Origin of the sequence: Hymenobacter sp. ISL-91, from assembly GCF_018613725.1 — a bacterium.
In the GTDB taxonomy this organism is placed as follows: domain Bacteria; phylum Bacteroidota; class Bacteroidia; order Cytophagales; family Hymenobacteraceae; genus Hymenobacter.
The window spans coordinates 26,856-50,850 of sequence record NZ_JAGGPS010000019.1 but is presented as its reverse complement, the minus strand read 5'-3'; the positions used below and the strand labels follow the sequence as shown (position 1 = coordinate 50,850).

General features: G+C 60.7%; 20 protein-coding genes. 8 read left to right on the top strand and 12 right to left on the bottom strand.

Annotated features, from left to right (window positions below; all coding sequences use genetic code 11):
- The first annotated feature begins 144 nt into the window (after window positions 1–144).
- The gene (locus J7E24_RS08935) at window positions 145–579 is read left to right on the top strand and encodes a Fur family transcriptional regulator (RefSeq protein WP_215137299.1); all 435 of its coding nucleotides are present in this window, start codon (window positions 145–147) and stop codon (window positions 577–579) included.
- 577 nt (window positions 580–1,156) lie between these two features.
- Window positions 1,157–2,233 (top strand): hypothetical protein, encoded by a 1,077-nt coding sequence (locus J7E24_RS08930; RefSeq protein ID WP_215137297.1) that lies wholly within the window; start codon window positions 1,157–1,159, stop codon window positions 2,231–2,233.
- Window positions 2,234–2,365: 132 nt separating this feature from the next.
- Here J7E24_RS08930 and J7E24_RS08925 read toward each other — a convergent pair whose 3' ends face one another.
- The 4 genes from J7E24_RS08925 to J7E24_RS08910 form a co-directional block, all read right to left on the bottom strand.
- The gene (locus J7E24_RS08925; RefSeq protein ID WP_215137295.1) at window positions 2,366–3,235 is read right to left on the bottom strand and encodes a DUF4249 domain-containing protein; all 870 of its coding nucleotides are present in this window, start codon (window positions 3,233–3,235) and stop codon (window positions 2,366–2,368) included.
- A 6-nt stretch (window positions 3,236–3,241) separates the two neighbouring features.
- Window positions 3,242–5,542, bottom strand: coding sequence for a TonB-dependent receptor (locus tag J7E24_RS08920; protein WP_251047112.1), 2,301 nt, complete (start codon window positions 5,540–5,542; stop codon window positions 3,242–3,244).
- Between the two features lie 340 nt (window positions 5,543–5,882).
- Window positions 5,883–6,191, bottom strand: a complete 309-nt coding sequence (gene trxA, locus J7E24_RS08915) for a thioredoxin (protein ID WP_116943115.1) — start codon at window positions 6,189–6,191, stop codon at window positions 5,883–5,885.
- Window positions 6,192–6,349: 158 nt separating this feature from the next.
- Complete coding sequence (locus J7E24_RS08910; protein ID WP_215137291.1) at window positions 6,350–6,790, bottom strand: hypothetical protein; 441 nt, start codon at window positions 6,788–6,790, stop codon at window positions 6,350–6,352.
- Between the two features lie 374 nt (window positions 6,791–7,164).
- Here J7E24_RS08910 and J7E24_RS08905 point away from each other — a divergent pair, with 374 nt between their 5' ends.
- Window positions 7,165–7,479 carry an HNH endonuclease gene (locus J7E24_RS08905; protein WP_215137290.1) on the top strand — a complete coding sequence of 105 codons (315 nt, stop codon included), beginning with the start codon at window positions 7,165–7,167 and terminating at the stop codon, window positions 7,477–7,479.
- Between the two features lie 205 nt (window positions 7,480–7,684).
- Window positions 7,685–8,767 (top strand): DUF6687 family protein, encoded by a 1,083-nt coding sequence (locus tag J7E24_RS08900; RefSeq protein WP_215137288.1) that lies wholly within the window; start codon window positions 7,685–7,687, stop codon window positions 8,765–8,767.
- 235 nt (window positions 8,768–9,002) lie between these two features.
- Here the strand turns inward: J7E24_RS08900 and J7E24_RS08895 are convergent, their stop codons facing one another.
- The 7 genes from J7E24_RS08895 to J7E24_RS08865 form a co-directional block, all read right to left on the bottom strand.
- Window positions 9,003–12,434: an AAA family ATPase gene (locus tag J7E24_RS08895; protein ID WP_215137286.1), complete on the bottom strand. Its 3,432-nt coding sequence runs from the start codon at window positions 12,432–12,434 to the stop codon at window positions 9,003–9,005.
- Between the two features lie 73 nt (window positions 12,435–12,507).
- Window positions 12,508–12,687 (bottom strand): hypothetical protein, encoded by a 180-nt coding sequence (locus J7E24_RS08890; RefSeq protein WP_215137284.1) that lies wholly within the window; start codon window positions 12,685–12,687, stop codon window positions 12,508–12,510.
- Between the two features lie 151 nt (window positions 12,688–12,838).
- Window positions 12,839–14,170 (bottom strand): Na+/H+ antiporter NhaA, encoded by a 1,332-nt coding sequence (gene nhaA / locus J7E24_RS08885; RefSeq protein ID WP_215137282.1) that lies wholly within the window; start codon window positions 14,168–14,170, stop codon window positions 12,839–12,841.
- 146 nt (window positions 14,171–14,316) lie between these two features.
- On the bottom strand, window positions 14,317–15,546 hold the full coding sequence (sbcD, locus tag J7E24_RS08880; RefSeq protein WP_215137280.1) for an exonuclease subunit SbcD: 1,230 nt from the start codon (window positions 15,544–15,546) through the stop codon (window positions 14,317–14,319).
- 75 nt (window positions 15,547–15,621) lie between these two features.
- Window positions 15,622–15,981, bottom strand: coding sequence for a DUF6970 domain-containing protein (locus J7E24_RS08875; protein ID WP_215137278.1), 360 nt, complete (start codon window positions 15,979–15,981; stop codon window positions 15,622–15,624).
- Between the two features lie 116 nt (window positions 15,982–16,097).
- A complete protein-coding gene (locus J7E24_RS08870; RefSeq protein ID WP_215137276.1) occupies window positions 16,098–17,471 on the bottom strand; it encodes an MBL fold metallo-hydrolase in 1,374 nt (457 codons plus the stop codon).
- A gap of 211 nt (window positions 17,472–17,682) precedes the next feature.
- Window positions 17,683–18,093, bottom strand: a complete 411-nt coding sequence (locus J7E24_RS08865; RefSeq protein ID WP_215137274.1) for a DUF4890 domain-containing protein — start codon at window positions 18,091–18,093, stop codon at window positions 17,683–17,685.
- Between the two features lie 206 nt (window positions 18,094–18,299).
- On the opposite strand from J7E24_RS08865, the gene J7E24_RS08860 reads away from it, so the two are divergent.
- Complete coding sequence (locus tag J7E24_RS08860) at window positions 18,300–19,880, top strand: amino acid permease (protein ID WP_215137272.1); 1,581 nt, start codon at window positions 18,300–18,302, stop codon at window positions 19,878–19,880.
- A gap of 84 nt (window positions 19,881–19,964) precedes the next feature.
- On the opposite strand, the gene J7E24_RS08855 is transcribed toward J7E24_RS08860, so the two are convergent.
- Window positions 19,965–20,174, bottom strand: coding sequence for a DUF2945 domain-containing protein (locus J7E24_RS08855; RefSeq protein ID WP_215137270.1), 210 nt, complete (start codon window positions 20,172–20,174; stop codon window positions 19,965–19,967).
- A gap of 351 nt (window positions 20,175–20,525) precedes the next feature.
- On the opposite strand from J7E24_RS08855, the gene J7E24_RS08850 reads away from it, so the two are divergent.
- The 3 genes from J7E24_RS08850 (at window position 20,526) to J7E24_RS08840 (ending at window position 23,983) form a co-directional block, all read left to right on the top strand.
- Window positions 20,526–21,185 carry a response regulator gene (locus J7E24_RS08850; protein ID WP_215137268.1) on the top strand — a complete coding sequence of 220 codons (660 nt, stop codon included), beginning with the start codon at window positions 20,526–20,528 and terminating at the stop codon, window positions 21,183–21,185.
- A gap of 390 nt (window positions 21,186–21,575) precedes the next feature.
- Entirely contained in the window at window positions 21,576–21,767 is a 192-nt protein-coding gene (locus J7E24_RS08845) for a hypothetical protein (protein ID WP_215137267.1), read from the top strand.
- A gap of 158 nt (window positions 21,768–21,925) precedes the next feature.
- Window positions 21,926–23,983 carry an RICIN domain-containing protein gene (locus J7E24_RS08840; protein WP_215137265.1) on the top strand — a complete coding sequence of 686 codons (2,058 nt, stop codon included), beginning with the start codon at window positions 21,926–21,928 and terminating at the stop codon, window positions 23,981–23,983.
- Window positions 23,984–23,995: the final 12 nt, after the last annotated feature.

The window sequence follows — 23,995 nt, the reverse complement described above, 5'->3', positions numbered from 1 at the left end:
TCAAATATAGCGGGAATATCGGACTTTGCTTACCTGCCGGGTTTCGAGCCGTCCTGTTGAGCCGGGCTGCAACTTTGTTACTTTTGTGTTTGTTCGCCGGACTGCGCGCTTCTGTGTGCAGCCAAGCCCTCACTACGCGCCCCTATGCCTGCCTCCACCGACCGCCTCGCCCGAACCCTGAGCCAGCATGGCTTACGCCAGACACCTGTGCGCCGAGGCGTATTGGAGGTATTAGCTGGTGCTGCCTTCGCCCTCTCGGGTAGCGAGATTGAGCAGCAGCTGCCTGCCGGTACCGACCGCATCACCCTCTACCGGACCCTCAAGTCGTTCGAGGAAAGCGGGCTGATTCACCGGGTTATCGATTCGTCGGATGTTGTCCGTTACGCTGCTTGCTCTATTGAGTGCAGCGCCGAGGCCCATTTTGATAATCATGTGCATTTCAAATGCACTACCTGCCAGCATATCTACTGTCTCAATCAGGTAGCCATTCCGGCCGTTACGCTGCCCGCCCAGTTTCAGGCCGTCAGCCGCGACTACCTGCTGGCGGGGGTGTGCCGCGAGTGCCAGCCGGCTGGGTAGCCTGGCTGCCGTTTGATTGCCCTGTTGGGTTTTAGCCCCTCTGCCTTTCGTAGGTGAGGGGTTTTTCTGTGCGTAATGCGGCCAGCGTGTGGTTAGGCCAGGATGATTGTAGACTTACTGTTTCTCTATTGAAGCTGTTTAGGAAGTCTGAGAATTCAAGATTGGACGTCATGCTGAGCTTGTCGAAGCATCTCTACCGCTTCGTGTTCGTTCAATGAAGCGGGAGAGATGCTTCGACAAGCTCAGCATGACCGCCTGACGACTTCCTAAACAGCTTCATAGTGAAGCTGGGTTGCGTAACGCATGTAGTAAATTTATTTATTGATATGTATGTGATAATAAAGCATGTAGTAGTTTCCTGTGGTTTTAAATGAATCATTGTTGCAAATAAATAAATGCAACAATGATTCATTTATTAGTTTTGGGCATTCGTTTCATTCTTTTCATCCTCCTCATGAACGCTCAACGCTTCTACCCAGTATTAGCCACCCTAGCACTCGGCCTACTAACATCATGCGACAAAAGCAGTACCGAATCTGTTCGGCCCGAGTCGGAAAGTACATATACCCGCCTTGTAGTGTCCGATAAAACCAGCTCAGCTGTAACCTTCCTCGACCCGGCTAAAAACGAGCAGTCTGCGTTTCAGGCCTCTTTTGGGGGAAGTACAGTCTATCCGTCGGCCACCGGCCGCTGGGCAGTGGTGGTAAATTCGGCCAACAGTATGGTAGAGTTTTTCGATACGGGAATCGAGCGCCACGACAACCATGTCCACATCAAGGGTACGCCTAAGTGGGGCACCACCCGGTCGGCGGGTCCGTCGCCCTCGCATGTGTACTCCTCGCACAACCAGATCAGCATTTTCAACGATGGCAACGCTTCCATCAGCTATGTGCAGGAAGGCCAGCTGCATACGCTGCCTGCGCCCGGCACTATTGCAACCGGTACGGCTCACCACGGCGCAATGGTGTTGTTCGACAACGGTAATTATGCCGTAACGCACAAAAACAACAGCGTGAGTGGGGCGCTGCCCGAGCAGGTGAAAATCGTGAATGCCCAGGGGGCAGTGGTGCACGCTCCGGCGCTGGCCACCAAAGGAATACATGGCGACGCCGCCGATGGCCAGCAGGCCCTGTTTGGAACCGTCGATGGAGTGCTGGTAGTCCGGCAGACGGGTGAGCAACGCCTGATTCCGTACCCGGCCGGTAGCGGCACCAATTGGCTGTCCAGTATCTATTACGCCAAAAAAGCCCGCACCTTTCTGGGCTCACGCAACAACTACGGCATATTCCGCATCGACCCCGCAGCCAACACCATGACCCAGATGGGAAGCACCACCAAATTCGTGCGGGTGGCCCTCGATGAGGAAGGCGAAAGTGTGCTGGTGCTGGATGAAGACGGTACGCTCAGCAGTTACGACGCCGCCACCGGTACCCGGCAGGCCAGCCGCTCGCTGGTTGGGTTGCTCGATGTTAAGGCCGCCATGCCCTATCTGGTGGCCAGCCGCCAGTATGTGTATGTTTCGAATGCGCCGGCCGGCAAGGTGCACATGCTGCGCAAAGCCGACCTGACTGACCGGCAGACATTTGTAATAGCCGGCGAGCCTTCGCGCCTGGCTTTGGTGGGGGCCGACGTAGACGAGGAGAGCGGACACTAGCTGCCATTGCAAGAACACGCCGTAACGAAGCTGGCAACTTATACCAATTAAGCAGGGGCCTGCAGAGCGGCTCCCGGTTCTGCGTAGCGCGCCACAATAGCACTACGCAGAATCGGGAGCCGTTGCACTTTATCAGCGCACAATTACGGTGCGCCGGTCGTAGCTGAGTACCGTGAAAACGCCCAGCCCGCCTTCCACAGTACTGCGGATGCCGGCCGGTTGCGAGAAGGGGTTGCCATTGGCATTGCGCGCATCTTCCACCGACTCCAGAAAGTTATTATAGGCCTGGTCTAGGTGGAAAAGTGTCACAACCACAGTATCGTTGGGCCGGAAGCGGAAGCTGGTGCCGAGCGTGAACTCCTCGCCATTGTTGAGGCGGTCCTGCGCGACAAACTCACTTTCCGGGTCGCCGGTAATGCTGTCCTTATGGATCATGATCCGGTAGAAGTTGAGCGGAGTGGCCGGGTCGCGGAAGCGGGTCAGTATCAGAGCCTCGCGGAATTCGGGCTCCCGGTCGTTGAACTGCCACTCCACTGTATCAATAGGGATGCGGAGAGGCATCGTGGCCGAGCCCGTTACGCGGCGGCCTTTGGTGTCGGTTACTTCGAGCTCAAACCGCTGGCCGGGCTGGGTGCTTAGCGGCCGGGTGCCAATGTGGGTGTAGGCCTTACCGGTTTGCCGGTCGAAGCCGGGGGCGAAGCGCAGATTTTCGCGGCCGCCGTCGGGCAGCGTTAGTGTAACGGTTACTTCGGTAGGAATAGTGGGGGTAGGGGCGCTTAGGTAGGGCACCGACTCGGTGACCGTGAGGCGCGGCACCTGCCCGTCTTCCAGGTAGGCTTCTACTACCAACTGGGCCGGCAGTACCGGCAGCACCACGTCAATGTCTTTTTGCAGCCCGCAGCCGGCCAGTCCGCCCGCCAGCCCGGCCAGCGTCAGGCCCGTAGCCAGCAACCCGGCCCGCGCCGAATCCAGTATCCGTGAAATTCCCGTAATCGGCATCATCCGTGCTCAGAATTTAAAGTTGTAGGTAACCGACGGAATCACGGGAAACAGCGACACCTGCCTGGCCCGGAAGCCGGTAATTTCCTCGGTTTCGGGGTCTTCGAGCTGCTCGAAGAACACGAAGAACGGATTGCGCCGGTTGTAGGCGTTGTAAATGCTGAAGGTCAGGTCGGCGGCCGGAATCCAGCGGGTGGGCTTCATTTGCCATACCAGGCCAATATCGAGGCGGTTAACCGGCGCCAGCCGCGTGGTGTTGCGCTGCGGATACACCGGCACCGGCCCGGCATTCTCGCCAAACACATCCTGAAACAGGAAACGCGCCTGCGGCAGCGTAGTCGGCTGGCCCGAGCTGAACACGAACGAGCTGGTCAGCTTCAGGCGCTCCGACAGGTTGTAGATGCCCACCACCGACAGGTTATGGCGGCGGTCATAAACCGGGGCAAAGGCGTTGCCGTTATTGATGCCCGCCGTGCCCCGCTGGGCCGGAAACTGCCGGTTGGTCCAGGCCAGCGTATAGCCAATCCAGCCCGTAAGGCGGCCCTGCTTTTTCTCCAGGTACAGCTCGTTGCCGTAGGCCCAGCCCTTGCCAAACAGAAACTCGCCGTCGAGGTCGGGATTCACGAACAGCTGGGCTCCGTCCTTGAAGTCGATCTGGCGCTGGGTCCACTTGTAGTACACCTCGTTGGTGAGCAGGTAGCGGCCGTCGCCGAGCAGCCAGCTCACGCCGGCGGCCACCTGCTGGCTGCGCTGCGGCAGCACCGATTCGCGCGAAGGGTACCAGATATCGGTGGGCAACGAGGCCCCGGAGTTGGTTACCAGATGCACGTACTGGTACATCAGGGCGTAGCTGGCCTTCAGCGACACATTGGATTTGAGCGCGTAGCGGGCCGCGGCCCGGGGCTCCAGGCCCCCGTAGCGGTTGCCCGCGCCTTCCGACTGGAAGCCCGAAGCCCGCAGGCCGTACTCGAACTGCCACTTGTCGTTGGGCTTGTACACGTCGGAAGCGTACACAGCGCCTTCCTGGCCGCTGTAGCGGGTGTCGGAGCCGAAATCGATGCGCCCGTCTTCGGAGCCGGCCTGCAGGCGGCCGGTACCGAAGCGGTGGCTGGTGAGCGTAGCGCCGAAGCGGAACTCGTGCTGGTCGTTGGGCCGGTAGTCGAGGTCGGAGCGCAGCGTAAAGTCCTGGATGTCGGAAGCCAGGCTAAAGCTGAACTGGTCGAGGCGGTTGGTGATTTCGTACTTATAGCCGGTATACGAAATGGTGGTGTTTAGAAACAGCCGCGAATTATAGACGTGGTTCCAGCGCAGCGAGGCCACCCGGTTGCCCCAGTTGAAGTCGAAGTTGAAGCCGTTCTGGGAGTTAAAGCCGAACACGTCGTTGCCGTAGTAGCCGGTCAGAAACAGCTCATCTTTAGGGCCCAGCCTGTAGTTGGCCTTGGCGTTGAAATCGTAGAAGTAATAGTCCGGAATCGGGTCGAACTCGGGGTCGTCGGCGTTGAGGCGGTTGATCTGGCGCGTGAACACGTCGAAGTAGGTACGGCGGCCGGCTACCAGAAACGCCCCCTTGCCCTTCTTGATTGGCCCCTCCAGCGCTAGGCGCGACGAAATCAGGCCGATACCGCCACTCACGCCGATTTTCTCGGGGTTGCCGGGCCGCATCTTCACATCGACCACCGACGAAAGCCGGCCGCCGTACTGGGCCGGAAAGCCCCCCTTGTACAAGTCCACCGACTGCACGGCATCCGAATTGAACACCGAAAACAGCCCGAACAGGTGGTTGGGATTGTATACCAGCGCATCGTCGAGCAGCACCAGGTTCTGGTCGGCCGCGCCACCGCGCACGAATAGGCCGGTCGTGCCTTCGCCACCGTTCTGCACACCGGGCTTGAGCTGCAGCGTTTTCAGAATATCCACCTCGCCAAACAGCGCGGGCAGCAGCTTGGCTTCTTTGGCCGTGAGGCGTTCCACACTCATTTGGGTGGTTTGCAGCTTCTGCTCCAGCGTGCCGCTGCCCTCTACTACCACTTCGCCCAGCTCGTTGCCGGCCGCAGTCAGCTGGAAGTTTTGGCGCTGGTCGCGGGTTAGGTTCAGGTCGCGGTTCAGGCTTTGGTAGCCGATAAACGATACCACCAGCTGGTAGCGGCCAGCGGGCAGCGTGAGCTGGTAGACGCCTTTCTCGTCGGCGGTGGCACCCAGGCCCAGCGCGGGTACGGCCACGGTGGCGCCAGGCAGTATTTCGCTGTTGCCGGCTGCCTTCACCAGCCCGCTGAGGGTGTAGCGGGTCTGGGCGAAAGATGCGGCAGGCAATAGGGTAAAAGCCAGCAAAAAAAGCCCTAAAGCGAAACGTAAAATCATCAAAACCAACCGTGCATAATAAGCGTGCAAAGGTACGCCCGCGTTCTGCAAACCCGGCCGCCGGCCGATTGTTGTCCGTGCCATTCAGGCAGATATGGCGCTTAGGTAACCCAAGTTGCGCAGTAAGTCCGCGCAGCAGGTCTATTAACACGCTGTAGGGGCGGGGCTTGTCGTCGCCCGCCGTTCGCGCCGCTTCAACGGGAATCGTTCAATAGTACTCGTTCAACGGCGGGCGGGGACAAGCCCCGCCCCTACGTCGTTCAGGTAGGACCTACTTACTGGGCGTTCGGCCCTACTTTATGGCTCCTTGTATGGCCTGGCTTATCTGGGCGGCGGGCACCACGCCTGCCTGTCGCCAGACCGGCTGCCCCTGATGAAATAAAATCAGGGTAGGAATGCTCTGAACCCGAAACTGCTGGGCTACTGCCTGGTTCTTGTCGACGTCGATTTTAATAACCTTGAGCTTGCCCTGGTGCTGGCTGGCTACCTGCTCCAGAATAGGGGCCATCGTTTTGCAGGGGCCACACCAATCGGCATAGAAATCAACCAGAACCGGCATGCCAGGGCTGTTGAGGAGTTCGGAAAACGATTTTTTAGGCATAACGAGAGTAATAGAAAGTTGGTCGGCGCCAAAATGAGCGACACATAGAGGTACGCGGCTGCCCGGCAAAAGTAGCGGAACCGGTCCGGCGGCATGCAAAAAGCCCGGTGCGCTGGCACCGGGCTTTAGGTAGGAAGGGGCAAAAGCGGGCTTGCCGGTTACTGCTTGGTTATCAGGTTTACATCGTTGGCTACTTCGGAGAAGCTGAAACTGCCGCCCACCACTTTTTTGCCGTTTACCTGGCATTCCCAGGTGTAGGCACCAGGCGCAGCCGTGCCCGCCTCGCCAGAAGAGGCCTTGAAGTAGTCGGCCTCAGTAGCCAGCGAAGGAAACAGCACATCAACGCCGTTCTGGCCCTTCTCAATTTCCTTCACTAGAAAGAAGGCCTTGCCGGTGCGCTGGCTCGTTACCACGAATTTGGCCGAGTAGGCACCCAGCTGTCCGAACTTATCAACCACGCCCAGCTTGGCAAAGGTTTCGGTGGATACGAGCCAGGTTTGGGCCCGCGCCTGCGAAGGGGAAAAAACCGCCAGCACAAACAGCAGCGCAGCAGAAGGCACCAGACGGCGCAAAACAAAATCAAGAGTAGAAAGACGCATAGACGGCGGCAAAAGAGTGAAAAAGAGTGTCAACGAGAAGATGGTTCTTGCTTCCCGACAGTGCTGAGGTAGCCGGGTAATATTTGGGAATATATACAAGAAGTAATCAAATATAAATACTATCCAGGTTATTTCTACAAGATTATGGCATTTAAATTATTGTGATTGTATTATTACTTGAACGACGGATAACGAAAGCAAGGAATAGGTGCGGCGCTGCTGAAACCCGGTGTGGTTTTGCGGGGTTAAGTAGTAGCCCGCCAACATGTTTGCCGACCGGAGTGTACTGCTGAACACAGCCGCGAAATTGGCAAAATCCGGCAACTGGCCGCACCATGCGGTCCATCAGTCCCTGCCAACAACTGGGTTCGTTTATGTCTGGTAATATCACTACAACTACTGCCGAAGAACCGGAGGGCCAGCGGTGCGCACTGTGCGAGCGGGAGGTGCAGCGCACGTCGCGCCACCACCTGGTGCCCCGCGAGGAGGGCGGGCGCCACGGCCCCACCGCCGACCTGTGCCAGCCCTGCCACAGCACCATTCATCTGCTGCTCGATAACAAAGCCCTGGCCCGCCGCTACGCTAGTATAGAGCAGCTGCGCACAGCCGAGGAGCTGCAGAAATACCTGCACTGGATTCGCCGCAGCCGGGTAGAGCGCATCAGTAACCGGCGTGCGGGGCGGCGCTGAAACGCAGGCCGCAAGGCGCGGGAAGGATGCGGGGAAGAACGTTTTTCTGTCTCCGGCGCCCGCGAAGCCGAAATTGCCAGCCACCTCCTTGTGGCGGATAGCAGTAGTATTGCAGCAGAAAGTATTCAATTCTGCCGCCGGCTTCGCGGATGGTAGGTGCAGAATGTCTCTCTTGTTTCTTTTCAACTGACTGACTGCTTACTCCTTGTCTCGATACTTCGTTCCCTTTCAGGCATTGCGCCGGCAGCCTACCATTGTGGTCGACAGCACGGGGCTGGGGGCCGCGCTTACGCTGGCGCACTGGCGCGGGGCGGCCACCCCCGTGGCCCTGCGCGACGATACCAGCGCCGGTTCGGCGCTGCGGGCCCTGCATGCCCCCGCTACGCCTGGGCTGCAGGCGCGCGCCGTAACGGCCAACCATTTTGATGTGGATGGATTTGTGGGCGTGTGGGCGCTGCTGAACCCCGAGTTGGCCCTGCGCCACGAGCCCCTGTTGCGCCTGGTGGCCACGCTTGGCGACTTCCGCGAAATTGACTGGCACCACCCGCTCGCCGACCATGCCCTGCAACTGGTTTGCTGGTTGAATGCCGAAGAAAGGGCCCGCTTCTACGAGCCGTTTGGGGCTCCTGCCCGCCGCCGCCGCGAAGATGAGGCCTCCGCCGAAAAATTCGCCTGGTTTCTGCCCCGCTTCGCCGAGTTGCTGGAAAACCCCAAGGCCGCCCGCGCCGCCTGGGAGCCTGCGTTTGCGCACATCAAGCAAGCCGTAGCCGCTGTGCAGGGGCCTGCCACCACCGTGCGCCGCTACCCCGCCATCGGCCTGACGGTGGTACAGACGCCCGAGCCAGTGCCTTACTATGCCCTGTTCGGCCCCAGCATTGGCACCGATATGGTGCTGAGCCTCTACGACGGCCAGCGCTACGAATTCGAGTATAAATACACCACCTGGATTGACCTGGAAAGCCGCCCCACCCTGCCCCGCCTGCCCCTCGGTGCCCTGGCCGACCGCCTGAACGAGCTGGAAAAGACCGCCCGCCGCTGGACCCACGAAGGCATTACCGACACCGGCCCGCTGCTACGCCTGAGCGGCCGCGCCCTCAGCAAGCCCCAGCGCTACGCCGACCCCGATCAGCGTCCGATTTTTGCTTCCTCTATTGTGCCCGCCGAGCTGGAGCAGCAAGTGGTAGCGTTTTTCGAAGCCGCCTACGCGGGTATCGAGCCGAAAAAGTACTGGAGCTGGGCGGAGGTGAAGGCGCCGGGGAGTGGGGGGATGTTGAGAACTGAGAACTGAGAAAAGGCACGTTATCCTGAGCGAAGCCGGAGGTGCAGTCGAAGAATCTCTACTGTCCCGTTGCAGCCAACAGGATTACCATTACGGTAGAGATTCTTCGACTACGCCTCCGGCTCCGCTCAGAATGACGGTCTATTCCCCCCAGGTTCCGTACCTCACTCACTACTCACTACTCACTACTCACTACTCACTACTCACTACTCAGTTCTCAATTTCCCCTCTTATTTCTTACCTCTCACTCGCCAAAGCCCAGCACCTGCAGTGAGCTGATACCGCCGGTGCCTTTGCGGACGTTTATTTGGGTGCTGACGCGCTCCTTGAGGGCTTCGACGTGCGAGATAATACCAATGGTTTTGCCGGTACCCTGCAGCATTTCGAGGGCCGAAAGAGCCACGTCGAGCGTATCGGGGTCGAGCGTACCGAAGCCTTCGTCGATGAAAAGCGTGTCGATTTGGGTGCGGCGGCCAGCCAGCTCCGACAGGCCCAGGGCCAGCGCCAGGCTCACCAGGAAGCTTTCACCACCCGAAAGCGAGTTCATCGAGCGCACGGCACCGGCCTGATACTCGTCCTGGATGAGCAGATCGAGGTGCTGCTCGGCGTGGCGCAGGATGCGGTAGCGGTCGGTGAAGCGTTGCAGGTGGCGGTTGGCCAGATCGACGAGGCGGGCCAGCGTGAGGCCCTGGGCAAATTCGCTGAACTTCTTGCCGTCGGCCGAGCCGATAAGCTCGGCCAGGTGCCGCCAGCGCAGGGCCTGCTGCTGCTGGCTTTCGAGGGCTGTGGCCAGCTCGGCGTGGCGCTGCTGGCCGGCGCGGTGGGCGCTGAGGCGCTCTTGGCGCTGCCCCAGCTGCTGGTTAAGCGTGGCCAGCTGCTCGTTGGCCGCCGACAGTTGCTGGGCCGTGTGCTCGGGGGCATCGGTGGTGAGGGCGCGGGCCGCCTGTTGCTCCAGCTCGGTGCCGGCATCCAGCAACACCCGCTCGGCCAGGGCCGCATCTTGCTCGTGCTGCTGCAACTGGGTTTGCAGGGTGGTGGCTTCGGATTGCGGAAGTAGTAGGGGCTGCAGCGCGGCGGGTTCGGGGGCGAGGCCGGCGGCGGCCAGGGCTGCCGCGAGGCTGGCGTGGCGCTGGTTGTGAGCGAGTTGCTGGGCCGTGGCATCCTGCTCGCGCTGGCGAAGCTGGTCGGCGGCCACCGTAAGGGCCGTATCGTGCTGGCGGAACTGCGCATCGGCCTGCTCGCGGCGCTGGCCGGCCGATTTCACGGCCTGCTCCAGCGCCTGCCGCACCCCAGCCACGTCGGATTCGGGCAACAGGGCCACCCGCTCGGTTCGCTGCTGCTCAATGGCGCGGTTTTGCTCGACTAAACTCTGCTTGTTTTCCTGCAGCCAAGCTTGCGCTTTTTGCTTTTCTATAATAAGGTGGTCGATGCGTACTTGATCTGTTTCGACTTGCTTGGTGGCTTCATTGAATTCAGCCTGACGGGCTTTGAACTCGGCTTCCAGGGTCCGGAGCTGCGTGATCATGGCGGCGCCGTTTTCCCCCGTAAAGGTCAGGTCGAAGTTGGTCAGCAGGCTTTCCAGCTGGGTTTTTATATGGGGCAACTGCTCCTGCACGTCGCGGAGCTGTTGCTGGGTTTCGTGCAAGTCCTGCTGGCTGCCTACCTGAGCGTTTTGGGCGGCCAGCTGCGCGGCCAGGGCACTGGCCAGTTGCATTTCGGCCTCAGCCCGTTGCTTATTTAGGTCCTGAAGTTGCTGCACCAGCGCCCGGCTTTCGGCGGGTATGGCTTCCTCGCGGGCTGGCGTCACGAACTGCAGCGGGGCGTCGGGCGCTATGCGGCTGGCGTCGCCGCCGGCATTTTCGAGCAGGTTGAGAAAGGTGCTGAGGCGGTTGATGCGGGTGTTGAGGGCGTGGGCTTCCTGGGTCAGGCTTTCCACTTTGGCCTGCTCCTGCGCTAGCCCGGCATCGGTGAGCCCGAGCACGCCGGCTGCGTACGGGTGCTCCAAAGCGCCGCACAGCGGGCAGGGTGCGTGGGGCTCCAGCTGCCGCCGGGCCTCTTCGTGGCTGAGGATGAGCTGCTGGGCCTGGGCCAGCTGGCGCTGCGTTTCGCGGTGGGTTTCTTTTTCGGCCAGCTCCCGGCGTAGCGTCTGTATGTGGTGGTGTAGCAGGCGCAGCCGCTCGTCGCGGGTGGCGGCGGCAACCTGCATTTGCTGGTCGGCGGCTTCGAGGTGCTGGCGGGCGAGGCGGGCGGCGGCGGTGGCCTGCTGCTCCTGTTGCCGGGCCGTGTGCAGGCGGCTGGCAAGCGTAGTTACGCGCAGGTTCAACTGGCCATCTTCGGTGCGCAGCCGGTCCCAGTCCTGCACCAGGCCCGTAAACGTGGCAAAAGCGTCCAGCATCTCGGCCCGGCGGCCATGCTCGCGAAGCCAGGCAGTAGTTGTGGCAAGCTGCTCGTGGGCCTGCTGGCTGCGGGCGCTAATGGTGGCCAGCTCGGCGCTCAGGCGTTTGCAGGCTTCGTTGCGCTGCTGGTACTCCTGGCGGCGGCCGTCCAGCTCCCGGACTTGCTGGGCAATGATGAGGTCGAGCTTTTCGGCGGCCAGCAGCACCGGCGCCTGGGCCTCGCGGGTAGCGGTGGCGCTTTCGAGGGCCTCGCGGGCGGCGGTGTGGGCAGTTTCGGCGGCGGCGCGACGCTCCTGTAGCCGGGGCAGCTGCTGGCGCAGGCGCTCGGCTTCGGCCTGCAGGCGGGCCAGCTGCCCGGCGTCCTGGCGCAGCAGCGCCAGCTCGGGGGCAAAGGGCAGGGCCTGCAGGTGCAACGCCAGGCGCTGCGCCTGCGGAGCCAGGGTTTCGGCCTGCGCGGCCAGCTGCCGGCGGCGCTGCTCGGCTCCGAGCTGCTTCTGCTGCAAATCGTGCAGGCGCTGGTGCCAGCGCTGGGTTTCGCGTAGCTGCTCCTGGCGGGCAGTGGCCTCGGTCAGCTGGCGGGTCAGGCTGTGGGCTTCTTCTTCCAGAAAAGCTACTTCCTCGGGCGAGAGCAGCGCCACACCGTTCAGGCCCTGGCGCAGCTGCTCCACCTGCTGGGTTTCGTGCTTGGCACGCTCGAAAGCTGCCCGCGAAATATCGGAGTACTTCTTGGTGTCGGTGATTTTTTCCAGCAGCTGGGCCCGCTCGCCAGCCGGGGCCTTCAGAAACCGCGTGAAGTCGCCCTGGGCCAGCAGCACCGAGCGCAGGAACTGCTTGTACTCAAGCCCACTCAGCTCGGCTACCCGGCGCGGCACCTTGGCCTTGTAGGTTTCCAGAAACTCCCAGGTTTCGGTGCCGTCTTCGGCCTGCTTCCGCTCGCTGAGCTCCATTTTAGGGTCCTGCAGATTGGCGCCGGCGCGCTTGCGGGCGCGGTACTGGCCCCATTTGCTGCGGTACTGCTGCCCGTTTACCTCAAACTCCACCTCGGCCCAGCTCTCGCCCGTACCATGGCTCATTACGTGCTCGGGCCCCGTGGTTTCGTGGCGGGGTACCTGGCCATACAGGGCCAGCGTAATGGCGTCGAGGATGGTGGTTTTGCCCGCCCCGGTAGCCCCGGTAATGGCAAACAAACCCGCATCGGCCAGCGGGGCAATGCTGAAATCCACGAAATGCTCGCCGCGCAAAGAGTTGAGGTTGAGGAAGCGGACGCGGAGAATTTTCATGCGGAATAAATGGGGCAGGAGTAGGGCGCTGCAAAGATAAGCCCTTCGGCCGGGGCTGTTTGCTAGCTTACCATTACAGGACAGCCACATCCCGACCGGGTGTTTCTCGCCTGTCACGAACCCGGTTGTGCTTCTCATTCAGGCGCAGCGCCTGAACCAATACCCGCACCAGTTGCTGAAGTTCTACCAGCACCCGGCCGGCAACTACCTGAAAAGGATGCACGAAGACGTAATAGCCGCGCTCTGGCAGCATGACCCGCTCGTTGTTGATAAACTGGCTTTGCCTGGGGCCACCAGGGCACCAAGCGTTTTTAACGCCGTGCGAAGGGTCCGATGGGTGGTAGCCGACAAGCGGGCGGGGGCAAGCTCCGCACCCTACACCGTTTTACACCGCTTGGTGTGAGCTACCGCCCACTGATAATCTCCACTTTTGGCAGCGGCGTGGTGCGTAACAGCAAAAAGCCCAGGGTGCCGGAGATGAACGAGGCGGTGAGGATGGCCAGCTTGGCTACCGGCTCGCCGGCCGTGTGCTCGCCCAAAGCCAGCAGCGTGATAAACAGCGACATGGTGAAGCCGATACCGCCCAGCAGGCCCGCCCCCCAGATGTGCCGCCACGTAACGCCGGCCGGCAGCGAGGCCCAGCCCAGCCGGATACTCAGCCAGCTCAGGGCCCCAATACCCAGCGGCTTGCCCACCGTGAGGCCCAGGATGATGCCCAGTCCCAGCGGCGTAAGCAGGTCGCGGAACACCGAGGCGTCGATTTCGAGGCTGGTGTTGGCGAAGGCGAAGAGCGGGATAATCACGAAGGCTACCACCGAGTGCAGGCGCTGCTCCAGCTTCTGGGCCGGCGAGCTGATAGAGTCGGAAAGGTACTCCAGCTCTTCGCTGATAATGCGCGGGTTGGCTCCCGCACCATGCACCTCGTCCTGCAGCATACTCAGGCGGCTATTGAGCATCAGTAGCAGCTCGGGCTTGGCCATGCCAATGCGCGACGGAATTGTAAAGGCCAGCATAACGCCCGCCAGCGTGGCGTGCACGCCCGACTCGTGCATGAAAAACCACAGCAGTACCCCCAACGGCATATACACTACCAGACTGCGCACGCCCAGCAGGTTCAGGTTCATCAGCAGCACCCACACGCCCAGGGCCAGGTATAGGTAGTTGAGGTGCAGGTTGGTAGTGTAGTAGCCGGCAATTACCAGCACGGCCCCCAGGTCATCAACAATGGCCAGGGCCGTGAGGAATACCTTGAGGCCCAGCGGCACGCGCGGGCCCAGCAGCTGCAGTACGGCCAGCGCAAAGGCAATGTCGGTTGCCATCGGGATGCCCCAGGCGTTGGCGGCGGGCTCGCCCCGGTTGATAAGAAAGTACACCAGCGCCGGCACCACCATGCCGCCAATGGCCGCCGCAATGGGCAGCGTGGCCTGCCGCCGGTCCGAAAGCTCGCCCTCCAGGAGCTCACGCTTGATTTCCAGGCCCACGATGAGAAAGAAAATACTCATCAGCCCGTCGTTGATCCAGTGCAGCAAACTCAGGTTCAGGCCCAGACCATTAACGGTGAGGTTGAGGTGCTTGTCCCAGAACTGCGGGAAAAAGTGCGCCGGCCCCCAGTTGCTGTTGGCCAGTATAAGGGCCAGCACAGCACTGGCCATCAGCATGATGCCGCCCGCCGCCTCGCGACGGAAAAACTCGGCAAAGGGCCGCACCAGCGGACGAACGATTTGAGATACAGCCATAGAAACCAGCAGGGTAGGAGTACGCAGGCCGGCGGCTACAAGCTGCCGCGGGCCCAGGGTAGCGAGCTGCAGCACGGCAAGGGCGTTCCGGCTCGCTGAGCCAAAGATACAAGACTCACCACGGCCGACGACCAAGAAGTCGCCTTCTACAGGCTTTCCAGCAACTCATCGAACGTGCGCAGCAGCTCGGCACGGGCCTCAGCCGGCTCGGCTTCCAGGCGCTGTTCAAACACTTCGCGGGCCGTAAAATCGTGCAGGCTGCGGGTGAGGCTGGCCTCGGTTTCCTCGGTGGCCCCCAGCGGCCGCAGGGTTAGCAGGCGCAGGTGCCGCCGGGCCAGCACCACGAGCCGCTGTCGGTCGAGGGCATCAATCACCTTCAGCAGCGTTTCGGCTACTTCCAGCTGGCTCAGCTCGGAGTGTATCTGCACGTCGGCCCAGGCCGGCAGCGCGTAACCGGCATTGTCGTAGGCCATAAGGGCCGTACTCACCTCGTCCAGTGTGCCATGAAAGCGCACCAACCGCCGTGCGCCCGGCACCGGCCGGCTGTGCAGGCCAGCCACTTTGCCGGCTGTAAACTCTACCAGCAGTACTTCCTTGGCGTGGTCGACTTCGGAAAACGATAAGGCAATAGGCGAGCCCGAATAGCGGATATGCGCCTGCCCACCCACCCGCTGGGGCCGGTGCAGGTGGCCCAGCGCCACATAGTCGAACACGGCCGGGAAGTGGTCGGCGGTTACCTGGCCCAGGTTGCCCACATGAATGGTGCGCTCCGAGTCTGAGGGGGCGGCGCCGGCGGCGTAGAGGTGGCCGGTAGCCAGCACGGGCAGCCCCAGCGCCTTTAGCTGCCACACCTGCTCTATCTCGGCTACGCGGGCATAATGGTCGGCCAGGCCCTGCCTGATGCGGGTTTCGCGCTCCTCGGCACTCTCGCCGGGCACCGAGAGGCGCACATCCCGGTCGCGCAGAAAGGGCACGGCGCACACCACCAGGCCCGGCTTGCCGGTGGCATCATCGAGCACCAGCACCTGGTCCTCGAAACACTCGGGCACGCAGCCCACCACATGCACCCGCAGGTGGCGCAGCAACCGGGCCGGCGCGTTCAGGGTCGCCGGCGAATCGTGGTTGCCGCCCACTACCACCACGTCGCGGCAGCCGGTTTGGCGCAGTTTCAGCAGGAAATCGTAGTACAGCTCCAGGGCCTGGTTGGAGGGCGAGCCGGTATCGAAAATGTCGCCGGCCACCACCAGCACTTCAACCTGCTCGGCCTCAATAGTAGCCACCAGCCAGTCGAGGAAGTGGCGATGCTCCTCGGTTCGCTCGTGCCCCTGAATAAACCGCTGGCCCAGGTGCCAGTCGGCGGTATGAAGAATGCGCATGGGTACGAAGGTACTTCGCTCCGCAGAAACCCGGCGCGTCGGGTCCGGGAGTGCAACCGGCTACTATCTGCCAGCCTACTGCTGCCAGAGGGTACGCTTGAGCTCGGCTTTTTCGAATGAATCCCCGTTTACCGTTATGTTGCCCCCAAAGCCACCCAGAAAGCCAATGGTCTTGCAGCTTGCGTCGAGTACCTGGGACGCCTCGTCGGCCCCGCAGTTGCCCGGATCGAAGACGTACACCAGCCGATCCTGGAAGCGGTATTCCTTTACGCTGGCGCCTATCGTAAGTGTGCTGGTTTTGCAGCCGTTACCCTGCGCAAACTGTTGGGCCTTCTCGCTGATGCAGGTAGGGCCGGATTCCAGGGATATCTCATCCTTCTTGCACCCGGCAAAACCGAGCGTGCCAAGTGTCAGCAGTAGCAGGAAATGTTTCATAGGGTTTCTTCTATAAAAAATGAGAGTCAAAGCTTTAGCAGCTTCAACCCTCAGATATCGTACTGTAGCGAAAGGTTGCAGCGGGTAGTGCTTTTTGTCTCAGACCCGCCAGCGCCTTACATAACCAGCGGCTGAAAAGACGTTACTGCCTCCGATAAATCGTACACCGTCATTCCAGGCAAAGCCGCCTGCACAATGCTGGCACCGGCCGCCGAGCGGTAGCCGCCGGCACAATGTACCAGCACGGGCTTGTCGGTTGGAATTTCGGCGGTTCGCTCGCGCAGCTCGGGTAACGGGATGACCAGCGCGTTTTCGAACAGCCGTTCTTTGGCCTCGGTACGGTTGCGGATATCGACGATGGTGAACTCCTCAGGGTGCTGGCGCACGCGGTCCACATCGGTGGCAGGATTGGTGTGGGGCTGTTCGCGGGGGGCAAGCAGGGCGCCTTTGATGTTGGTTTCGTAGCCGATTTTGGCCGTTTTACGAATGATGGCATCGAGGGCAATCTGCGAGTCGGCCAGCAGGTAGAACGGCTCGTCGGGGCCCACAATCGAGCCCAGCCATGTTTCAAACTTGCCTCCATCCATCAAATTAATGGCTCCGGGCAGGTGACCGGCCCGAAACGCATCGGCCGGACGGGTGTCTATTAAGAGTACCCCGGGCAGCAGTTCAGTTTCGTCGCGCAGGCGCGGTACCGTCCGGATGCTGTCTTCGAAGGGCTGGGCCCCCAGCTTGTTGAGCAGCACATTGTGGCCGAAGTACTTGGGCATGAACGGCTGATCTTCGAGCAGGGCCTTCACAAAGTCCTCCTCGCTCATGGGCTGCAGGGCGTAGTTGGTTTTGGTTTCTTTGCCGATGGTGGAGTCGAGGTCGGGGCTGGTGGTTTTGCCGCACAGCGAGCCGGGGCCGTGGGCCGGGTATACCTTGGTAGAGGCAGGCAGCGTCATCAGCTTCTGACGGGTGCTTTGGTAAAGCTGGGCCGCCAACGACTCGCGGCTGTGCCCGCCTACCGCGTCGGACTCGCGCAAATCGGGTCGGCCTACGTCGCCCACAAACAGCGTGTCGCCGGTAAAAACGGCCCGGGTCTGGGCCATCTCATCCATCAGCAGGATACTAATAGAGTCGGGCGAGTGGCCGGGCGTGTTGAGCGCGTGCAGCTCAACGGTGCCGACCACAATGCGCTGGCCGTCGTCGAAAGTCTGGTGGGGGTAGCTGGCCTGGGCCAGTCGGCTGATATAGATGGGAGCCCCGGTTTCCTGCGCTATTTCGAGGTGCGAACTAACAAAATCGGCGTGGGGGTGGGTTTCGATGATGGCCACAATGCGGGCCTCGTGCTCATCGGCGAAATCGTAGTAGGGCTGCGGGTCGCGGGCGGGGTCGATGAGGGCAATCTGGCCTTCGCTGCGGATGGCGTAGCTCGCGTGGGCCAGGCCTTTATCGTAAAACTGCTGAATTTGTACCGAGCCGGTACTACTGGGCAGAGGACTCATGGGGTGTTGGGTGTGGTGAAAGGTGCCCAGGCCATTAGGCGGCCATTACAAAGGAGCATACTTTCAAATATACGTAACCCAACTGCGCTGTGCTGTAAAAGTTGTGCGCACCGGCCCTAAAACCTGCTACTAAAGCGCCGCCGTTGGCCCGCAAAAAAGCCCCGAACCGGGTGGCTCAGGGCTTTCATGGTGCAAGGCTACAAGCAGGGTCTTAGCCTTTAGTCTTCATCTTCATTTTCCGGCTGCCCCGGTTGTCGGCGCGCTCCTCACGCAACTGGGTGTACTGGCTGTACTGGTCGGCCGTGAGAATGCTCTTGAGCTGAGTATCGTACTTGTCGCGGGCGGTTTGCATAGTCTGGCGCATGGCAGTTCGGTCGCCGCCAGACTGCATCTGGCCACGCCTTGTTTGCATTTCTAAGCGGCGGGCCTGTTCCAGGATTACGATTTGTTTGCGCTGGTCGGCCGAAAGGGTAAGTTGTTGGGTGAGGCGGTCGGCCAGCTGTTCAGGTGTAGCCGGCTCCGGCCGGCCGTTGGCAGAGCGTGGCGTGGGGTTGGCAGTCTGGGCAGTAGCGGTGCCGGCCGACAGAGCTGCGGCGGCCAGTAGAATGAGCAACTTTTTCATGATAGAGGAGTCTGTGGACTTGGTTTTCGACTGATAGACCCCTGTGCGCCCGGTAGGTTTAATGGGGGTAGCTTTTTGTCTGCGCAGGCAAACAGGGCCTTCGAAACCGGATTATCGCCCTATATTGGGCCTTCTAAAGAGGCGGCAGTTCATTTCGCTTACCTGATATCTCATCTTTTCACTCCTTTACATTTTCATTTCCCTCTATGGCAAATGTTTTCGCCAAAAAACCGCTGGCCGTGCTCCTGGGCGAGGCCAACTCCACCGGGCACGGCACCCTGCAACGGACGCTGGGCGCGGGCAATCTGGTAGCCCTGGGCGTGGGCGCTATCATCGGAGCGGGCCTGTTTGTGCGCACTGCCGCTGCTGCTGCGCAGGCCTCCGGCCCGGGCGTAACGCTGGCATTTGTGCTGGCTGCCTTTGGTTGCGTTTTCGCCGGCCTGTGCTACGCCGAGTTTGCCGCCATGATTCCCATTGCCGGCTCGGCTTACACCTACGCCTATACTACGATGGGCGAGTTGGTGGCCTGGATTATCGGTTGGGCACTCATCATGGAATACGCCCTGGGGGCGGCTACCGTGTCCATTGCCTGGAGCGAGTACCTAAACAAGCTGCTGGAGACGTTTGGGACGGCCATACCGTATAGTCTGAGCCACTCGCCCCTGGAGCGCGCCGTGATTGACGGAGTGGCCCAGCAGGGCATTATCAACCTGCCGGCGCTGCTTATCATTGTGGCCCTGAGCCTGTTGCTGGTGAAAGGCACGCAGGAGTCGGCCATGTTCAACGCCATCATTGTGGTGCTGAAAGTGCTCATCGTTATTGTCTTCATCGGCGTGGGCTGGCAGTTCATCGACCCCGCCAACCACGAACCTTACCTGATTCCGGCCGATGCCGTAGTGAAAAACGCTGCCGGTGAGGTGGTGCGCACCTACGAAGGCTGGAACAAACACGGCTGGGGCGGCATTCTGGGCGGCGCGGGCATCGTGTTCTTCGCCTTTATTGGTTTCGACGCCGTAAGTACGGCTGCGCAGGAAGCCCGTAACCCCAAGCGCGACATGCCTATCGGTATTCTTGGCTCGCTGGCGCTTTGTACTGTCCTCTACATCCTGTTCGGGCACGTGCTGACGGGCGTGGCCAACTGGCGCGAATTTGCTGATCCGGCCGTGGGCGGAGAGGCCTCGGTAAGCTACGCCATTAGCGCGCACATGACCGGCTACGGCTGGCTGGCCACAGCCATTACGGTGGGTATCCTGCTGGGCTTCACGTCGGTTATGCTGGTTATGCTGATGGGGCAGAGCCGGGTTTTCTTCTCGATGGCCAAAGACGGGCTGATGCCTAAGGCTTTCTCCGAACTGCACCCGCGCTTCAACACGCCCTACAAATCCAACCTCATCCTGATGCTGTTCGTGGGCCTGTTTGCAGCTTTCGTGCCCGGCAACCTCGCCGGCGACCTGACCTCGTTCGGTACGTTGCTGGCCTTTGTGCTGGTAAGCCTGGGCGTATGGATCATGCGTAAGTCGAACCCCGAGCAGCCGCGTCCGTTCCGGGCCCCTCTCTCGTCAGCAAGCTTCCCGCTGGTACCCATCATGGGTGCGGTTGTGTGTTCGGCCCTTATCATCGGCCTCGACATTGCCACGCTGGAAGTAGCGGCCATCTGGATGGTGCTGGGCTTTGTTGTGTATTTCCTGTATGGCAAGCGCAACTCTATGCTCCAGAAGGGCGTGGTGGTAGTGCCCACCGAAATAGACGAGGAAGCTTTCATCAAGCCCGATAAAGACAACCTCTAGAAACCTGTCCAACGGTTTTAAACAACGCAAAAGCCCCGTCAGAATTTCCTGACGGGGCTTTTGCGTTGGGCGCCGCCAACGGTGCTAAGAGGCAGCCGTCACTTCGCTTTTCAGCTTGAGCACTTTGTCGCCGTTTTCCTGCACGATGAGGTAGGCGGGGTTTTCGGGCGTGCCATTCCGGGTGATTTCGGCCCCCTTGATTTTACGGCTGACGGATTCCCTATAGGTTTCCTCGATTTTGCCGGTGGCCGTACCGGTGCCGTATTTCCAGCTTACTTGAGTGCCTTTGCGCATAAGAAGATGTGTGAGAATCGGGTGAGAAAAATAAAGTAGCAGCAGTTCTCTGCTTTACTGCCATTGCCCCGGTCATGTTGCCAGGCACGGCCTCACCCCATGTTCGCCCACCCGGATTTACGTATCTTTCCTATAGCCCAGGCCCGTTACAACAGCCCCGGGTTTCGTATGGTCGTATAGGCAGATGGAATGTAGCACGCACCAAGCGGGGCATTAGCTTACTGTATAGCTTTCTTAAGTGCGGGTGGCTGTAGTTCTCGGTATGCCAGGCCGAAGCTTTGCTCCACCGTTCTGCAGCTCGCATTCTATATCTGCGGCCTGCTTTTACATAGGTCTTATTTTATGTCTGCTTTGCCTGTTTCTGAAGCTATTATCAGCTTATTGTTGGTAGATGATCATCCGATGATAATGGAGGGCATCCGTCAGATGCTGCTGCCCGAGGCTGATTTACAGGTGGTGGCCCAAGCCAATGGTGGGGTGCAGGCGCTGGAACTACTCAAAATTCACCCGCATGTGCGCGTGGTTCTGCTCGACCTGAGCATGCCCGGTATGAGTGGCATCGAGCTGGCCCGTGCCATTCGGGCGGGTTGGCCCGATGTGCGCGTGCTGGCCCTGAGCATGTTTCATGACCATACTACAGTTGCCGAAGTGCTGGAGGCCGGTGGGGCGGGCTACGTGCTCAAAACGGCCACCCGCACCGAACTGAGCACGGCCATCAGGCAGGTAGCTGCGGGTGGCACCTACTTCAGCCAGGATGTAGCCGATACATTGCTCCAAAGCCAGCAGATTGCTGCCGGCTTGGAGGCCGTGCGCCCGCCTGCCATCACCCCACGCGAGCGGGAAATTCTGCAGCTCGTGGCCCGCGAACACTCCAATCTGGAAATAGCCGAGGCCCTGTTCATCAGCGAACGAACAGTGGAAACCCACCGCCGCAACCTGCTGGCAAAAACCAACTCCAAATCAGTGGTGGGGCTGATTCAATATGCTATCCGCCACAACCTGCTAACGTAGCTGCTACCAAGCCACCTACCAAAACACCCGCCCCGCAACCGCTCACCTTCCAAAGAAGATATGGGGTTGCAGGGCGGGTGTTTTGGCTGTATTGTGCCTGGGGGCTACCTCCTTGCTGCTCCGTAGAGTTGCGGTGCAACAATCATAGGGTAAGCTGTTTTGGCAGCTGATGCAGTACCGCGCCTACGTGCTGCCACGTATTTTTCAGGGTATTTGCAGGATGTTTTAGATTTTACCAATAAAAAATGTACCTTGGTATCATTCAATTGAATAAAGCTATCGTCATGTTGTAAGGTGCCACTCTAACGTCGTTTTCTGCAGGCGACGGTACCCTCAGCCGCCGAGAATACTCCTCTGTTACGTCTCTGCTCATATAAACTTTCTGCTGCCATGTCGTCGAAAATTCTCTCCTTCATTTGCCACGTACCAGCAATGAGTGCTGGGTCTCATGCCGCCGCCACTGCTACCACCAACCGTAAGTCTGCTCCACGCAAAGTCGAAAACCCAACTCCCGGTGGCCATTTTGCGGCCATTTACGAGAACGAGCGGTTCGTGCGCTTCAAGTATATGCACAACAACTAGCCACGCGCTAACCCTTACTCAGGTGGTTGAACCTGGTAAACCGGCACCGTGCTTCCGTTGGGAGGCGTGGTGCCCTGGTGTTGGGGGGGATGTTGGGGGCACAGGCAGGCAGCCCGGCAAATGGGGTAACTTGCCGGCTCGTTCATCGTTTTGTGTGCATGATTCAGCTTTTGCTTTGCCGGACCACCTGGTTTGTTTCCTTGTTTTTTGTGCTGTCGGCCAGCGCCCAGGCCCAGCCGGGCGGCCCGCTACTGCCCGATGCGTCGGCCTGGTATGGGGTAGTGGCGCGTAGCAGCGGCCGTTCGCTCGATATTACCAATGCTTCGGCCGAAGCCGGGGCCGCCGCCGTGCAATGGGAGTTCACCCACACCGACAGCCAGCAGTGGCGCTTTGTGCCGGCTTCGGCGGGCAGCGAGTTCTTCCGGATTGTCGTGCGCCATACCGGCCAGTGCCTTACCCTCACTGGTCCTGAAGAAAACGCGCCCCTGAGCCAGCGCCCCTGGGACGGCAGCTTCTACCAGCAATGGAAACTGGTGCCTTCGGGGCCGCTGGGTAGTTTTATGCTGGTTAGCCGGGGCAACGACAAGTGCGCTTCGCTGGCGGCGGCCGACAAGTTTAACGGCACACCCGTGGTGGGCCAGAAACCCCAGAACCGTGCCTCGCAGCAGTGGAAGCTGTTTAAGCTGCGCCTGAACCTGGACCCCTCGCTACCCGGCTTTGGCGTACCCGAGCCGCTACTGAGCCTGAACACGCCCGCCGGCAACGAACTGCAGCCCATTGTAGCGCCCGATGGCAATACGCTGTACTTCAGCCGCACCCGCTTCGCTGGCAACACCGAAGGGGTAACTGAGTCGGGCGACATCTGGGTGAGTACCTCGGCCAACAACGGCCGCACCTGGGCCCCGGCTACCCGCTTCGATGTGCTCAATACCAGCCAGCACAACGGCGTGATGAGCATCGTAGAGGAGGGCCGGGCCCTGATAGTGCGCGGCAGCTACGGGCGCGACGGCTCGTTTCAGGATGCGGGCCTGAGCAAGGTGCCGCGCAACGTGTCGGCCAAGAAAAACCGGCCGCAGGAAGTGGAAGTGGCCAATTACTACTCGGCTGGCCCGGCAACCGGTTTCTTCATGAGCCCCGATGAGCAGATTTTGCTGCTGAGCCTGGAGCGCAGCGACTCAGAAGGAGCTAACGACCTGTACGTGAGCCGGCCCACGCCCAGCGGCCTCTGGACCCAGCCGCTCAACCTGGGGGCCGTCATCAACTCGCCGGGCTTCGATTTCGCCCCCTGGCTGGCAGCTGACGGCAAAACGTTGTACTTCAGCTCGTATGGCCATGCCGGGTACGGGGGCGCCGATATTTTCGTGAGCACCCGCCTCGATGACTCCTGGACCAACTGGACCGAGCCGCGCAACCTGGGTTTTCCCATCAATGGGCCAGGCTTCAATGCCTATCTGAGCCTGTCGGCGGATGAGAAACAGGCGTTTTTCTCCTCTACTGCCTCGGTAAACGGCCCCGCCGACCTGTTCCGGACGGCCACCGGTACCAAGCCCGCCGCCCCCGATACCGTAGTGGCCCCGCCGGTAGCCGCGGTTACGCCTACCCCCGCCACGCCCCGCACGTTGCTCACGGGCCGCACGCTCAATGCCAAAACCAACAAGGCCCTGGCTACCCAAGTGCAGGTAAACCGCCTGGGCAACGACTTACTCTTCAATGCCACTGCCCGTACCGATGTAGCGCTGGGCGCCTTCCAGATGACGCTGCCACCCGGTCGTTACCGCATTCAGGCCACCCGCGTAGGCTACCTCACGGCCACCGACACGATTACTATGACCGGCTCACGCAGTGTTGAGCTGACGCTCGTGCCGGCTGCCGTAGGCTCCAGCTTAGAGCTGCCGACGCTCATCTTCGCCCAAGGCAAGTTTACGCTGCTACCGGCCTCCTACACCGAGCTCAACCGTCTGGCCCGCACCCTCGAGGATAATCCCATGGTGAATATCCGCCTCGAAGGCCACACCGATAACCAGGGTAATGCCGACCTGAACGTGAAGCTGTCGGAAGACCGCGTGAACGAGGTGAAGCGCTACCTCGTGAGCCGGGGGGTAGCCGAGCGCCGCATCAGCACAATTGGTTTGGGCGGCAGCCGGCCCCGCGCCTCCAACGCCCAGGAAAATACCCGTAAGCTCAACCGCCGTGTCGAGTTCACTATTGTAAAGTAATCCTTCTGGAGC